The organism is Notoacmeibacter sp. MSK16QG-6 (assembly GCF_024158145.1).
In the GTDB taxonomy this organism is placed as follows: Bacteria; Pseudomonadota; Alphaproteobacteria; order Rhizobiales; family Rhizobiaceae; genus Notoacmeibacter.
The window spans coordinates 1,487,622-1,501,885 of record NZ_JAMYXM010000001.1; the positions used below are offsets into that span (position 1 = coordinate 1,487,622).

General features: G+C 58.8%; 17 protein-coding genes. 8 read left to right on the forward strand and 9 right to left on the reverse strand.

The genetic code is table 11. The features are described from left to right. Positions 1–22: 22 nt before the first annotated feature. The gene (gene lpdA / locus NIM86_RS07160; RefSeq protein ID WP_253380407.1) at positions 23–1,426 is read left to right on the forward strand and encodes a dihydrolipoyl dehydrogenase; all 1,404 of its coding nucleotides are present in this window, start codon (positions 23–25) and stop codon (positions 1,424–1,426) included. Between the two features lie 79 nt (positions 1,427–1,505). Here lpdA and NIM86_RS07165 read toward each other — a convergent pair whose 3' ends face one another. From NIM86_RS07165 to NIM86_RS07180, 4 genes are all read right to left on the reverse strand, one after another. Continuing rightward, on the reverse strand, positions 1,506–1,727 hold the full coding sequence (locus NIM86_RS07165; protein WP_253380409.1) for a hypothetical protein: 222 nt from the start codon (positions 1,725–1,727) through the stop codon (positions 1,506–1,508). A 134-nt stretch (positions 1,728–1,861) separates the two neighbouring features. Continuing rightward, on the reverse strand, positions 1,862–2,794 hold the full coding sequence (locus NIM86_RS07170) for an AEC family transporter (protein WP_253380411.1): 933 nt from the start codon (positions 2,792–2,794) through the stop codon (positions 1,862–1,864). A 119-nt stretch (positions 2,795–2,913) separates the two neighbouring features. After that, entirely contained in the window at positions 2,914–3,330 is a 417-nt protein-coding gene (locus NIM86_RS07175; protein ID WP_253380413.1) for a RidA family protein, read from the reverse strand. A 40-nt stretch (positions 3,331–3,370) separates the two neighbouring features. Then, the gene (locus tag NIM86_RS07180) at positions 3,371–3,841 is read right to left on the reverse strand and encodes a hypothetical protein (RefSeq protein WP_253380415.1); all 471 of its coding nucleotides are present in this window, start codon (positions 3,839–3,841) and stop codon (positions 3,371–3,373) included. Between the two features lie 183 nt (positions 3,842–4,024). On the opposite strand from NIM86_RS07180, the gene NIM86_RS07185 reads away from it, so the two are divergent. The 6 genes from NIM86_RS07185 (at position 4,025) to NIM86_RS07210 (ending at position 9,046) form a co-directional block, all read left to right on the forward strand. Beyond that, positions 4,025–4,357 (forward strand): MliC family protein, encoded by a 333-nt coding sequence (locus NIM86_RS07185; protein ID WP_253380417.1) that lies wholly within the window; start codon positions 4,025–4,027, stop codon positions 4,355–4,357. A gap of 189 nt (positions 4,358–4,546) precedes the next feature. Further along, positions 4,547–4,945: a succinate dehydrogenase, cytochrome b556 subunit gene (sdhC, locus tag NIM86_RS07190; protein WP_253380419.1), complete on the forward strand. Its 399-nt coding sequence runs from the start codon at positions 4,547–4,549 to the stop codon at positions 4,943–4,945. A 10-nt stretch (positions 4,946–4,955) separates the two neighbouring features. Then, positions 4,956–5,348 carry a succinate dehydrogenase, hydrophobic membrane anchor protein gene (gene sdhD / locus NIM86_RS07195; protein ID WP_253380421.1) on the forward strand — a complete coding sequence of 131 codons (393 nt, stop codon included), beginning with the start codon at positions 4,956–4,958 and terminating at the stop codon, positions 5,346–5,348. Positions 5,349–5,363: 15 nt separating this feature from the next. Then, positions 5,364–7,172 (forward strand): succinate dehydrogenase flavoprotein subunit, encoded by a 1,809-nt coding sequence (gene sdhA, locus NIM86_RS07200; protein WP_253380423.1) that lies wholly within the window; start codon positions 5,364–5,366, stop codon positions 7,170–7,172. A 9-nt stretch (positions 7,173–7,181) separates the two neighbouring features. Beyond that, on the forward strand, positions 7,182–7,961 hold the full coding sequence (locus NIM86_RS07205; RefSeq protein WP_253380425.1) for a succinate dehydrogenase iron-sulfur subunit: 780 nt from the start codon (positions 7,182–7,184) through the stop codon (positions 7,959–7,961). A 260-nt stretch (positions 7,962–8,221) separates the two neighbouring features. Further along, complete coding sequence (locus NIM86_RS07210) at positions 8,222–9,046, forward strand: outer membrane protein (RefSeq protein ID WP_253380426.1); 825 nt, start codon at positions 8,222–8,224, stop codon at positions 9,044–9,046. 98 nt (positions 9,047–9,144) lie between these two features. On the opposite strand, the gene leuC is transcribed toward NIM86_RS07210, so the two are convergent. From leuC to rimM, 5 genes are all read right to left on the reverse strand, one after another. Then, positions 9,145–10,557, reverse strand: coding sequence for a 3-isopropylmalate dehydratase large subunit (gene leuC / locus NIM86_RS07215; RefSeq protein ID WP_253380428.1), 1,413 nt, complete (start codon positions 10,555–10,557; stop codon positions 9,145–9,147). A 301-nt stretch (positions 10,558–10,858) separates the two neighbouring features. Then, on the reverse strand, positions 10,859–11,323 hold the full coding sequence (gene rplS, locus NIM86_RS07220) for a 50S ribosomal protein L19 (protein ID WP_253380776.1): 465 nt from the start codon (positions 11,321–11,323) through the stop codon (positions 10,859–10,861). A 218-nt stretch (positions 11,324–11,541) separates the two neighbouring features. Then, on the reverse strand, positions 11,542–11,916 hold the full coding sequence (locus NIM86_RS07225) for a DUF4260 domain-containing protein (RefSeq protein ID WP_253380431.1): 375 nt from the start codon (positions 11,914–11,916) through the stop codon (positions 11,542–11,544). 10 nt (positions 11,917–11,926) lie between these two features. Next, positions 11,927–12,613, reverse strand: coding sequence for a tRNA (guanosine(37)-N1)-methyltransferase TrmD (trmD, locus tag NIM86_RS07230; protein WP_253380433.1), 687 nt, complete (start codon positions 12,611–12,613; stop codon positions 11,927–11,929). Beyond that, positions 12,610–13,161 (reverse strand): ribosome maturation factor RimM, encoded by a 552-nt coding sequence (gene rimM, locus NIM86_RS07235; RefSeq protein WP_253380435.1) that lies wholly within the window; start codon positions 13,159–13,161, stop codon positions 12,610–12,612. The genes trmD and rimM overlap by 4 nt, the downstream gene beginning before the upstream one ends. An 86-nt stretch (positions 13,162–13,247) precedes the next feature. Here rimM and NIM86_RS07240 point away from each other — a divergent pair, with 86 nt between their 5' ends. Continuing rightward, the gene (locus NIM86_RS07240) at positions 13,248–14,201 is read left to right on the forward strand and encodes a tyrosine recombinase XerC (protein ID WP_253380437.1); all 954 of its coding nucleotides are present in this window, start codon (positions 13,248–13,250) and stop codon (positions 14,199–14,201) included. Positions 14,202–14,264 lie beyond the last annotated feature (63 nt).

Genomic DNA, 14,264 nt, shown 5'->3' on the forward strand with positions numbered 1-14,264 from the left:
ACGACAAGGACGAAGTGACAGTATGGCCTATGATGTGATCGTAATCGGAAGCGGACCGGGCGGCTATGTCTGCGCCATCAAGGCTGCGCAACTCGGCCTCAAAACCGCTGTGGTGGAAAAGCGCGCAACCCTTGGCGGCACTTGCCTCAATATTGGCTGCATCCCGTCCAAGGCGCTGCTTCACGCATCGGAGGAGTTTCACAAGGCCGGCCACGAATTCGAACAGCTCGGCATCAAGGTCGGCACGCCGGAACTCGATCTGCCGGCGATGATGGCGCACAAGGACAAGACGGTGAAGTCCAATGTCGACGGCGTGGAGTTTCTATTCAAGAAGAACAAGATCGACAGGTTTCGCGGCACGGGCCGCATTGCCGGGCAGGGGCAGGTCGTCGTCGCCAAGGATGACGGATCGGAAGAAACCGTCGAAGGCAAGAATATCGTTATTGCGACAGGCTCTGACGTCGCCGGTATTCCAGGAGTCGAGGTCGATATCGATGAAGAGGTGATCGTATCGTCCACCGGCGGTATCGCGCTGGATAATGTCCCGCAGCGTATGATTGTCGTCGGCGGCGGCGTGATCGGGCTGGAGCTCGGTTCGGTCTGGAAACGGCTTGGCGCGGACGTCACGGTTATCGAGTTTCTGCCGAAGATCCTTGGCGGCATGGATGGCGAGATTTCCAAACAGTTCCAGAGGCTTCTGAAGAAGCAGGGTGTCGATGTCCGGCTATCGTCCAAGGTGACGGCGGTTGAAAAGGGCGAGAACAGCGCCTCCGTCACGTTCGAGCCGGTCGATGGCGGCGATGCGGAAACGATGGAAGCCGATATCGTTCTGATCTCGACGGGCCGCCGGCCCTACACCGATTCGCTTGGCCTCGACGATGCCGGGATCGAAACCGATCGCGGCCGCGTGGTCATCGACGATCATTTTGCTACCAATGTGAACGGTATTTACGCAATCGGCGATGTCGTGCGTGGGCCGATGCTGGCGCACAAGGCCGAAGACGAAGGCATAGCCGTTGCCGAAATTCTTGCCGGGCAGGCCGGCCACGTCAATTACGACGTCATTCCTTCTGTCGTTTACACCGCGCCGGAAGTCGCCTCCGTCGGCAAAACGGAAGAAGAGTTGAAAGAAGCCGGTGTCGAATACAGCGTCGGGAAATTCAGCTTTTCGGCCAATGGCCGGGCGCGCGCCATGCTGACGACTGACGGGTTTGTGAAGGTTCTAGCCGATAAGAAAACGGACCGTGTGCTTGGCGTTCACATTCTTGGGCACAATGCCGGCGAGATGATCCACGAGGCGGCCGTTCTGATGGAATTCTCCGGCTCCAGCGAAGATCTGGCGCGTACCTGCCACGCGCATCCGACCATGAGCGAAGCCGTGCGGGAGGCGGCGCTAGCCTGTTTCGCAAAGCCAATTCACAGCTAAAGCGGATACTCGAAAGGGAAAAGCCCGCCGATCAGGCGGGCTTTTCTATGGCCAATGCTATAAAAGCAGTCCGAAATTCTTACTGACCGCCATCGGGCGCGGGTGCGTCAGGCACTTCCGGTGCTTCGACATTGACGTCGACATCTCCGCCACCGCCAGTCATTTCGCCAAAGCCGCCGCCAAAGAACCACCATAGACCAAGAGCGATCAGGATGACGAGGATGATGGCGAAGATCCAGCCGCCTCCGCCACCACCGCCGCCATTGTTCGTGACGATAACCTCACGTTCGCGTTCAGCCATGAAAATCTCCTAAAATAATTTAAGTCCCGGCGGAGAAATGTCGTTCATATGCAAAAGGTTCCCTGCATAGAACCGGATGCTTAATATCGACTTCTTCCTCTACGTCAATTCGGGTCTGAACCGTTCGTAAGTCCCTATGCCAGAAAGGCTATCCAGCCTGTGATGGTGAAGATCGACAGGATTGTCGAGACCATGACCACTGAGGCCGAGAGACGCACGCCCTTGTCATAAAGCAGAGCGAACAGATAGGTATTCACCCCCGCGGGCATAGCTGCCAAAAGGGTCGCACCCCGAATTTGCGTGTCATTTAGACCGAGGCCGAAACGCCCCAGCGCCCAGGCAATAGCGGGATGCACGATAAGAAGCAGGGCACAGACGATTAGCGTCTCCGACAGTTCGCTGCGGATTTGTAATGTGGACAGGCTGATGCCGATCCCGACCAACGCGGCCGGGATAGCGCTTGCCGCCAGCATATCGACAGCCATCATCAAGGGTTCGGGAACCGGCAAGCCCGTCAGATTAACGACAATTCCCGCCACAACGCCTGCGAGAAGCGGGTTGGCGACGATGCGCCTCAGCCCATCGGCAATACGGCGCGATCTGTTGCCATTGCTCGGTCGAGCGATCTCCATCGCTGTCATCCCAACGGGATATAGCAGCAGGGCATGAATGGAGACGATGCCGAAGACCACCGTCAACTCCGCTTCGCCATAGGCGCGTTCGGTGATGGAGAGGCCAAGCAAAATCGTGTTGGAAAAGGTTGCGGCAAAGCCGACGGCAACCGAGCGTTCGGCGCCATCGCGAAATGCGATGCGACTGATCGCAAAACCCAGGAAGAAACAGGCGAGAGCGCCAGTGTAGAAAGCGATCAGGACAGGCGGGGCGAAAGCCTGGGCGAAATCCAGACGCACCATTGCGCCGAAAAGAAGCGCCGGTACCGCGACTCGCAGTGCATATTGGTTGAGAACATGGCCGGCTCCGTCAGGCAGCCAGCCAGTCTTTGCCGACGCAAAACCGACGAATACGACCAGGAAGACCGGCAGGATGGCGAGAAATGTCTGTAGCACGTTGTTCCGGTATTGCGAGGTGAGCGGAGCCGGGATGAGCGGTGGCAGGTCAACGCGATAGCGATTGCCGTTGCGGCCTGCAAGCGCGCAACAACTACAAAGCGTTCCCTAATGGCCCGCTAGCGAGAACTGTCGATTTCCGGACATGCTGCGGCGGCAACGGCTTCTATTTCGACGAGAAATTCAGGACTGGTGAAGCCGTCCACCGCGACAAACAGTGCGGCCGGCGCATGATCTCCCATCATCGTATCGCGGAGGCGCCGGTAGGACTCGACGGTCTCGGGATCGTTATCGGCCGCGAAGACACGAAGCGTCACAATATCGCTCGGAGACATGTCAGCTTCGGCAAGAATTTTGAAGACGTTCGTCATTGCTATCGCCATCTGGGCCTCGAAACCGTCAGCCAGGGCGCCGCGGCTATCGACACCGAGCTGCCCGGAAACATAAAGCCAACGGGCATTTGGCGGCACGAGAACAGCCTGAGAATAGTTCGATGGCGGTTTTGCAACTGAAGAAGGATTCAGCGTTTTCAGCATTGACCGATTTCCGCGGTATGAACGCGTTTGCCGCGCGTCTTCAATACCGCTCGATATTGATGTTGACGTCGTCATAGCGGCTATGATCGCCATTGAAAATCACGGTGGGACCGGTGCCGGGACGGCGGCGATACCGGTATGTGCCTGCCCGAACGATCTGCGGTCGGACGACAACGGGCCGTTGCACGAGCGGCCGCGTCAATGTTGGGACGATGGGCGCCCGATAGTGAGGATGGGTCACGATCTGCCTGACGATGAGTGCCGGCTCTTTCGATGCCGGCTTGGAGCGTCCCGGGCCGCGGACGATGACCGGCAGACCGCCATCCTGGATATCGGCACTGGCTCTTTTGCCTGCCAGAGCGGCCTGATCGCCGGAACCAAGATAGTGTTCCTCGACGTTGCCATGGTCATCGATATGAATGATTTTTGGCGCGGCATGAACGGCGTGAGCGGCCAGCGCGATAAAGCCGAATGCGGCAGGAAGAATGAACAGGGTGCATAGTCTCGTCATCGCTCGCTACGCCTTTCCGTGATGTCGACTCTCCATTTACATTCTTTTAACCTTTTTGATCGCCATGTGATCCCTTCGCCGGTGCTTTTTCCGCCATGTCGTTAACAGTTAAAAAACCATGAAAATGCTAGTGATCGCTGTCCGTTTTCAGCGTTACGGGCATCACCTCGGTGGGTACAGATAATGAGTAGAGTGATATGTGTGGCCGCCATGTGCATGGGCATTCTTTCGGCGCTTGCCGGGTGCACCACCGGGACGGGAAGCAGCCGGTCCGGCGGGCCGGGCGGAAGTCCCTACGGCTCGTTCAGATGCGATGGCGGGACGGCCATGGAGGTGCGCCGAGCATCCGGTAGCGCGATCGCCGTTTCAGCACCGAATGGCGAAAGCATTGTGCTGCCAGCATCACCTCCGGGACAGAGTGCGCGTTACGGCGCCGATTCCTATGCGTTGGTGATCGAAGGGCCGGATGCACTGTTCATGAAGAATGGCGACATGCCGCTTAACTGCCGGCGATAAGCACTCTTCACTAGTTCAATCGATTCAATTGGATGCGCGTCGTTTTTTGATGATATTTCCGGCCTAGATTGCTTGTCGATCCTTTGACGCGCTGCGGTTTCTGGCCTATCAAACGGCCAGCTATTCTCTGGTTGAACCTGACTATTTCAGCCAACTTTAATTCCGGCCAGCCGTTGAAACGGGGGGAAGATGAGTACCAACGCGCCTATGCGGCCACGGCCCCTGTCGCCGCATTTACAGATTTACAAGCCCATTCCATCCATGATGATGAGCATTCTGCACCGGCTTACCGGCGTTGGGCTCTACTTCGGCATGGCCATTGTCGCGCTGTTTCTGCTGGCGCTGGCTGGCGGTGAAGGAGGGCACGATCTCTTTTCCGAACTGTTCGGCTCGATCATCGGTATAGTGGTCCTGTTCCTCTTTTCCTGGGTGCTGTTCCACCACATGCTTGGCGGCGTGAGGCATCTGGTCTGGGATTTCGGCCATTTGCTTTCGCGCGAAGAGAGCCGGTCGACATCGATGGCGCTGCCTGCCGTCTCACTGGTCATGACTGTGATCTGCTGGCTGATAGCCTGGCTACTGGTCTAAGGGGACGATCATGACCATACAGAACGACATGCGGACGCCGCTTAAAAAAGTACGTGGTCTCGGCGCAGCGCGCGACGGTACAGAGCATTTCTGGCATCAGCGTCTGACGGCCGCACTCAATATTCCTCTGACCTTCATCCTTTTCGGCGTCGTTGCCGCGACCTTCGGTCTTGGATTCGAAGAAACGCGCGCGCTTTTCGCCAATCCCATCATTGGGCTGCTTCTCGCTGCTGCGATCATCAACATCGCCTGGCACATGAAGCTCGGCATGCAGATGGTGATCGAAGACTATGTTCATTCCGACGGCATGAAAGCGCTGCTGCTTCTTGCCAACAATGCTTATTGCGCAGCAGTGGCTCTCATCGCCCTCTACGCGCTCATCAAACTCGCCCTTCTGGGTTGAGGAGAAGACGGAACGATGGCTGAAACCAATAACGCCTACACCTATATCGATCACCAGTTCGACGTGGTGGTGGTCGGGGCCGGCGGCGCGGGCCTGCGCGCAACGCTCGGCATGGCTGAGCAGGGATTGAAAACCGCCTGCGTAACGAAGGTTTTCCCAACCCGTAGTCATACCGTCGCGGCTCAGGGCGGTATCGCCGCCTCGCTGAAGAACATGACGCCGGATAGCTGGCAGTGGCATATGTACGATACCGTGAAGGGGTCGGACTGGCTCGGCGATGTCGACGCCATGCAGTACCTCGCCATGGAAGCGCCCAAAGCGGTCTATGAGCTAGAGCATTACGGTGTGCCGTTTTCGCGAACCGAAGATGGCAAGATCTATCAGCGGCCTTTCGGTGGCCACATGCAGAATTATGGTGAAGGCCCGCCCGTGCAGCGCACCTGCGCCGCGGCGGACCGCACCGGCCATGCCATTCTACACACGCTGTATGGTCAGTCGCTGAAGAACAATGCGCAGTTCTTCATCGAATATTTCGCGCTCGACCTCATCATGGAAGAGGATGGCCGCTGCACCGGAGTCGTCGCCTGGAACCTCGATGACGGCACGATCCACCGTTTCTCCGCCAAGATGGTGGTGTTGGCGACGGGTGGCTATGGCCGCGCCTATTTCTCCGCCACTTCTGCCCATACCTGCACCGGCGATGGCGGCGGCATGGTGGCGAGAGCCGGGCTGCCGCTGCAGGATATGGAATTCGTGCAGTTCCACCCGACTGGCATATACGGCGCCGGCTGCCTCATCACCGAGGGCGCGCGCGGCGAGGGCGGCTATCTCGTCAACTCCGAGGGCGAGCGCTTTATGGAGCGCTACGCGCCTTCCGCCAAGGATCTGGCGTCGCGCGATGTGGTCTCGCGCTGCATGACGATGGAGATTCGCGAAGGACGCGGCGTCGGCAAGAACAAGGATCACATCTTCCTGCATCTGGATCATCTCGATCCGGACGTTTTGGCCGAGCGTCTGCCGGGCATTTCCGAAAGCGCCAAGATTTTTGCCGGCGTCGATGTGACCAAAGAGCCGATCCCGGTGCTGCCGACAGTTCACTACAATATGGGCGGCATCCCGACAAACTATTGGGGCGAGGTGCTGAATCCCACTGCCGACGAGCCGAATGCGGTCGTACCCGGCCTGATGGCTGTCGGCGAAGCGGGTTGCGCCTCGGTGCATGGCGCCAACCGCCTCGGCTCCAATTCGTTGATCGACCTTGTGGTCTTCGGCCGTGCGGCGGCGATCAAGGCGGCGGAAGTCGTCGACAAGGATGCGCCCGTGCCGCACCTGAACGAAGCGGCCTGCGATGCCATCATGGAGCGGTTCAACGAAACGCGTTACGCCAATGGCGGGACGCCCACCGCCAAGCTACGCGAGAAGATGCAGAAAGCGATGCAGGAAGAAGCTGCCGTCTTCCGCACCCAGGAAACGCTTGAAGCCGGCTGCAAGCGCATCAGTGAAATCTGGAACGAGCTGGATGATGTGAACGTCACCGACCGATCCATGATCTGGAATTCCGATCTGGTGGAGACGCTGGAATTGCAGAACCTGATGGCGAACGCGATCGCCACGGTCTATTCGGCCGAAGCGCGCAAGGAAAGCCGCGGCGCTCACGCGCGCGAGGACTTCTCCGAACGCGATGACAAGGACTGGCGCGTGCATTCACTGGCGACGGTCAGCAAAGAGGGCGATGTCGGTCTCTCTTACAGACCTGTCCATGTCGAACTGATCGCGGAAGGGATCGATCTGGCAAAGATCGCACCCAAGAAGCGAGTGTACTGAGGAAGAGATATGGTTGAAATCACGCTTCCCAAGAATTCGCAGGTCACGGATGGCAAATCGTGGCCGAAGCCGACCGATGCCGAGAATTTGCGCGAGTTCCAGATTTATCGCTGGAGCCCGGACGATGACGATAATCCACGGATGGACACCTACTGGGTGGACCTTGACGATTGCGGGCCGATGGTGCTCGACGCGCTGCTCTATATCAAGGACAAGATCGATCCCACGCTGACGCTGCGTCGCTCCTGCCGGGAAGGCATTTGCGGCTCCTGCGCCATGAATATCGGCGGCACCAACACGCTGGCGTGCACTAAGGGCATCGATGAGTTCGAAGGCGCGATCAAGATCTATCCTCTGCCGCACATGCCGGTGGTGAAAGATCTCGTGCCGGACCTGACACAGTTCTACGCGCAGCACCGCTTCATCGAACCCTGGCTGAAGACCACCACGCCGGAGCCGGCGACCGAATGGCGGCAGAGCCATGATGACCGGGCCAAGCTCGACGGGCTTTATGAGTGCATTCTCTGCGCCTGCTGCTCGACCTCGTGCCCGTCCTACTGGTGGAACGGCGACCGTTATCTCGGCCCTGCTGCGCTGCTGCAGGCCTATCGCTGGCTGATCGACAGCCGCGACGAGGCAACGGGTGAGCGGCTCGACGATCTGGAAGATCCGTTCCGGCTCTATCGCTGCCACACCATCATGAACTGTACGCAGGCCTGCCCCAAAGGTCTTAACCCCGCGAAGGCGATTGCGGAAATCAAGAAGATGATGGTGGAACGCCGAGTTTAAGCTTTGGTCTCCCGCGCCATCGATTTTTCCGGCCCCCGCCCTCTTAAGTGTTAGAGGGCGGGGCCATACGTTTGACCATTCAAACTATGTGAAGAGAAACGGTTCGCGACCGGCCACATTTGTTGCGCGCCAGCCACAGTATCTCGCCATATTATCGTCACATGAAATAAACGGCTGCATTGCCGATTGTCCATCGTCAACGAATCTCACAAGCTACGTAAACGTCAACGCCGCGAGGGCGGTCTGGGGGAGATAGTTTGATGAAGTTCTTAATTACACTGACGAGCGTTCTGGCTCTCGGCACTGCCGCCGCGAATGCAGCCGACGCCGTCTATGTCGACGAAGCGCCGATTGCGGTGGAAACGCCTGCTGTCGAGCCGGGTCGCTTCTATATCGAAGCGCGCTTCGGCTATGGTCCGGCGCTGGCCGACCTTGATGTCGAAACTGCCGCCACAACTGGTACTGTTCTCGGTGGCGCTCTTGCTGTCGATATTCCGGCAACCAACGGCACGATCGAGAGCGAGCTTCTTTACGGTGGCGTGTTCGAAGCCGGTTATTTCGTAACCGATATCTTTCGTGTTGGCGTCGAGGCCGGTATCGGTCGTCTGAAAAACGACTATCTCGATATTTCCGATCCAGCCGCGATTACCGCTCCCGCGCTTCTAGGTGCCACCGTCGGTACAATTCAGGATGCGCAGCTGGATGGCGGCTCGACAATCTATCAAGGCTTCATCAAGGGCGCCGTGGAAGTTCCCGTCGCGCACAATATCGGCTTCGCCCGTCAGATTTCGGTCTTCGGCACGGCGGGTATCGGCCTTCTCCACCTCGATGTCGATGTCGAGCAGGAAAACACTGCCGACAACAACGGCACGACGATTGACGACAGCGATACGGTACTGGCCGGCAAGATCGGCCTCGGCGTCGCAACTCAGTTGACCGATCACATTTCGCTCGTCACCGAAGCGAACTATATTTTCGCAGAAGATGGTGAGTTCACGGCGGTTACGGCCGAAGGCACCGAGATCGATACGAGAATCGAAACAGAAGCCATTACGCTTCAGACCGGTCTTCGTATCCGCTTCTAAGCGAAAACCAGGATGTCAAAAGAAAACGCGGCTCCGACCGGAGCCGCGTTTTTTGTGTTTCGTTCAAAGGAACACGGGAATAGAAGCGAGAACTCGCCCTACTTCCATTCGCGTATATCGACAAAGTGGCCGGCTATGGCCGCCGCCGCCGCCATGGTTGGCGAGACGAGGTGTGTCCGGCCCTTATAACCCTGCCGACCTTCGAAATTGCGGTTCGAGGTGGAGGCGCAACGCTCTTCCGGCTTGAGCCGATCATCGTTCATGGCAAGGCACATGGAGCAGCCCGGCTCGCGCCAGTCGAAACCCGCCGCCTTGAATATTGCGTCGAGCCCTTCTTCTTCCGCCTGTTGCTTCACAAGGCCTGATCCCGGCACGACCATCGCGTCGACATGATCGGCGACCTTTCGGCCTTCGACGATCTTGGCTGCGGCGCGCAAATCCTCGATCCGGCCGTTCGTGCAAGAGCCGAGAAAGACGCGGTCAAGCTTGATGTCCGTGATCTTCGTGCCGGGCGTCAGTCCCATATAGGCGAGAGCACGTTCCTTGCTGGCGCGCTTGTTCTCGTCGGTGATCTCGGACGGGTCCGGCACGACGCCGGTTACCGAAACCACATCTTCTGGCGAAGAGCCCCAGGACACAATGGGCGGGAGATTGGCCGCATCAAGCTCGATCACACGGTCGAAATGAGCGCCTTCATCGCTCGTCAGCGTTTTCCAATACGCGATAGCCTGTTCCAGATGCTCGCCCTTGGGTGCGCGTGGCCGGCCTTTGATATAATCGAAGGTTTTCTCGTCGGGCGCGATAAGGCCAGCGCGGGCGCCGCCCTCAATCGACATGTTGCAGACGGTCATCCGGCCTTCCATGGAGAGCGAGCGGATCGCTTCGCCCGCATATTCGATCACGTGGCCGGTTCCGCCGGCGGTGCCGATCTCCCCGATGATGGCGAGGATGACATCCTTGGCCGTCACGCCGTCGGGCAGTTGGCCATCGACCCTGACGAGCATGTTCTTGGCTTTTTTCTGAATCAGTGTCTGTGTCGCCAGAACATGTTCGACTTCTGAAGTGCCGATGCCGTGGGCGAGCGCGCCGAATGCGCCATGCGTCGAGGTATGGCTGTCACCGCAGACAATGGTCATGCCCGGCAGTGTGAAACCCTGCTCCGGACCGACAATGTGCACAATGCCCTGCCGGATATCGGCTTCGTTGTAATATTCGATCTCGAAATCAGCGGCGTTCTTGGCCAGCGCTTCCACCTGGATGCGGCTTTCCTCATTTTCGATGCCGAGATGCCGGTCGGGCGAGGTCGGCACGTTATGATCCACCACGGCGAGCGTCCGTTCCGGATGGCGGACCTTCCGGCTTGCCATGCGAAGACCTTCGAAAGCCTGCGGGCTGGTGACTTCATGCACCAGATGGCGGTCAATCCAGAGCAGGACGGTGCCATCTTCCTGTCGGTCGACGATGTGATCGTCGAAAATCTTGTCGTAAAGCGTGCGGGGTTTATCGGTCATGGTTGGCATCCCTTTCAGGGAAAATCAGGCAGTTGTAAGGGCTGAAACGGTGTTGGACCGTCAGCCTAGCCGCGCCAGGGCGCTGCCGGCGCGATGCGCATCGAAACGGTTCGGCAGGCGCTTTCTGTCCTGCAAAACGAAACCGTATGTCGCAATCTTCGCGCGTCTAATCATGGCGTCTTTGTATCAACCCGCAGCGTTCGCTTCAATGCATGGCCGACGGCCCGACCGAAATTCCTGCTCAACGAAAAAAGCCGCAGCATATGCGCTGCGGCTTTAGATATTTAAGTTTCGGGCCTTATCAGCCTTCGGCGTTTTCAGCCTTGGCGGCGTCTTTCTCGGCCTGCTTGGCAGCGCGAGCCTCGTTGGCCGCGTTGCGGGCCTCATCGTTCAGACGACGCGCGCGGGCGTTGGTGGCTTCAGCAATACGAGCCGACTTGCCGCGGCGATCACGCATATAATAAAGCTTGGCGCGACGAACCTTACCGCGGCGCACGACCTCGACCTCTTCAACCATCGGCGAATAGACCGGGAAGACGCGCTCGACACCTTCGCCATAGGAGATCTTGCGAACGGTGAAGTTCTCGTTCAGGCCGCCGCCGGAGCGGGCGATGCAGACGCCTTCGAATGCCTGGAGGCGGGTACGCTTGCCCTCGGTCACGCGAACCTGGACGCGGAGCGTGTCGCCGGGCGAAAAGGTCGGGAATTTGCGCTGTTCTTCGATGCGGGCGCATTCTTCCGCTTCGAGTTGACGAATAATATCCATGTCTTCGATCCTTGTTCTTCTTCGGACCGCCAGAGCGACACCCGCCCGCAGCCAGTTATTGCTGGCCTGCATGATGAAAGCGGTGCGGACGGTCATTTCCCGCCGCAGGGTCGTGTTCACGGAATCCGTGGATGCTTCGTCCGGTCGTCTTGCCGGATTTTCGCCAGCGCATACAGCAAAAGGCTTCGCCGATCAAGCGGCAGACGTGTCGGCGCTCCTCAAAGCTCTCCAAGATGAGTGTGCCGGAAACCTTCACGCTTTTTGAGGCCGAAACCCAGCGTACGGTCCAGACCGATATGAGCTAGCCAGATCGCTGCGATATCGATGGAGAAATGCAGGTCGACCATCCAGCCGACAATGGCAAGAAGGATTGGCCCCACCGTCATGTGGAAGATGTTATAGGTGACAGCGCCGATGACCGGGCCGGCCAGATAGCCGAGCATGGACAGGTCCGGCACAAGAAGGCCGATCAGATAGATCCACCAACTGGCGGGCGCTGGCAGCTGCAGGTAGAGCAGCGTGGCCGCGCCAAAAAGGGCGAGACCTTCGAGCCGTAACAACCAGTTCATGCCACTTTGTCGATGTTCGGCCATTCGCATTCCGTCATTCTCTTTTACCGAGAAGATCGGGACGCCGTTCCGCCGTCAACCGTTCTGATTGTTCGCGCCGCCATGCCTCAATGGCTGCATGATTGCCGCTTTTCAGAATGGCCGGCACGGTCCGGTCGTCCCAATCGGCTGGCTTCGTATAGTGCGGATGTTCCAGAAGGCCTGTTTCGAAACTCTCTTCCGCGCCGCTTTCATCATTGCCCATAACGCCGGGCAGAAGCCGAACGATCGCGTCGAGAAGGGTCAGCGCGGCGGGTTCTCCTCCGGAGAGGATATAGTCGCCAATCGACACTTCCGTCAGACCACGCGCTTCGATGACGCGTTCATCGACGCCTTCGAACCGGCCGCAGACGATCAGTGCGCCTCGTTCCAAGGAAAGCTGCCGGACGTAATCCTGTGTGAGAGGTTTGCCACGCGGGCTCATGAGAAGACGCGGCACGTCAGGGGAGATATTTGCGCTGTCGATGGCGGCGGCGAGGCAATCGGGACGCAGAACCATACCCGCGCCGCCGCCGGCCGGTGTTTCGTCGACAGCACGATGCCGTCCAAGTCCAAATTCCCGCAGATGGATTGTCTGAAGCGACCAGACTCCCTCGGCAAGCGCCTTACCGGCAAGCGATTGGCCGAGATGGCCCGGAAACATCTCCGGATAAAGCGTCACGACGGTCGCTGCAAAATTCATTGAGCTTCAGTCCGATCGTCGTCGTCGGCCTCGTCGCGTTCGGAAACCTGGTCCGGCAGGACCAGTGTCAGTATGCCTTCGTCCAGATCGATGGCGGGCACAGTATGCTTGGAAAAGTCGACCATTTCACTGCCGCTACCCACCATGCGGATTTCCAGAATATCGCCAGCGCCAAAATTATGGACAGCGGCGACCGTTCCGAGCTTCTCTCCGCTTTCGCTCTTTGCGGTCAGCCCGATAAGATCGGCAAGGAAGAACTCATCCTCGTCCGCTTCGCCAAGCGCGTCTCTGGAGACGGATAGTTCGACACCGTTCAGCGCTTCAGCCGCCTCGCGGGTCGTGACATTTTTCAGCCGAGCGATCATCATGGTTTTTTGGGGCCGGGCGCTCAGCACCTCGAAGGTGCGTCCATTATCCGTGGCGAGCGGACCGTAGGCCGCAAAATCGGCAGGGTTTTCGGTGAAGCTCTTGATCCGAACCTCGCCGCGAATGCCATGCGCCGCGCCAATTCTGGCGACGACCACCCGATTTTCATCGCTCTTTTTCATTCGGCGCGTGGTGCCTTTCTCTTTTGCTGTGCGCCAGAAGCACGGCTGCTTTCATTCCGTCAACCTTCTGCCGCTAGGATAGAGATATGAGCCGCGATGATTCGATTCTAACCTTTGCGACGCCGGAATTGCTGGCATCACGCTCCGCCTGGCTGAAAAACCTGGCGGAAGAGCGACGGGTCGCCGATCTGACGCTGGACGCCTATGAGCGCGACACGCGGCAGTTTTTCACATTCCTCACGCAGTATCACGGCCAACCCGCCAGTTTCGCGGTGTTGACGAAATTGAAGCCGACCGATTTTCGCGCTTTTCTCGCCAATCGACGAAAGGCCGGTACGGGTGCGCGGTCGCTCGGCCGCAATCTTTCCGGTATCCGTTCGTTGCTGACCTTTCTGGAACGGCAGGGCCACGCCTCCAGTGCTGCCGCAACCGCCGCCAAGACGCCGAAGAAGAAGCGCAGCCTGCCCAAACCGCTATCGATCTCCGAAGCGCAACTGGTTGTCGAACTGGGTGAGCAGATCGAGGAGGGCTGGATCGCCGCGCGCAACGCAGCGGTTTTGACGCTGCTTTACGGTTTGGGGCTCCGCATTTCCGAGGCGCTGGGCCTGCCCGGCGATGCGCTGACCGATCCGGAGCAGTCAACGCTGCGCATTACCGGCAAGGGCGGCAAGACACGGATCGTACCGGTGCTGCCCGCCGCCATCGATGCCACTGCTGCCTATCGCAAACTCTGCCCTTACGACCTTTCCGCCGACAGTCCGCTTTTTCGCGGAGCCAGAGGAGGCGCGCTCAATCCTGGCGTCCTGCAACGGGACATGCAGCGCCTTCGCCGCGCGCTGGGCTTGCCGGAAAGCGCAACCCCGCACGCGCTTCGCCACTCTTTCGCGACGCATTTGCTGTCGGCGGGCGGCGATTTGCGAACCATTCAGGAATTGCTGGGTCATGCCAGTCTTTCGACCACCCAGCTCTACACGGAGGTCGAGACAGCCCGGTTGATGGAGATATACGATAGCGCCCATCCGCGCGGCCGAACAGGCTGATCCGGCAGCCATCGTGTTTCGTCGCGGCACACCGCGCGTTTACTCTTTGTGATGGCTATCGAT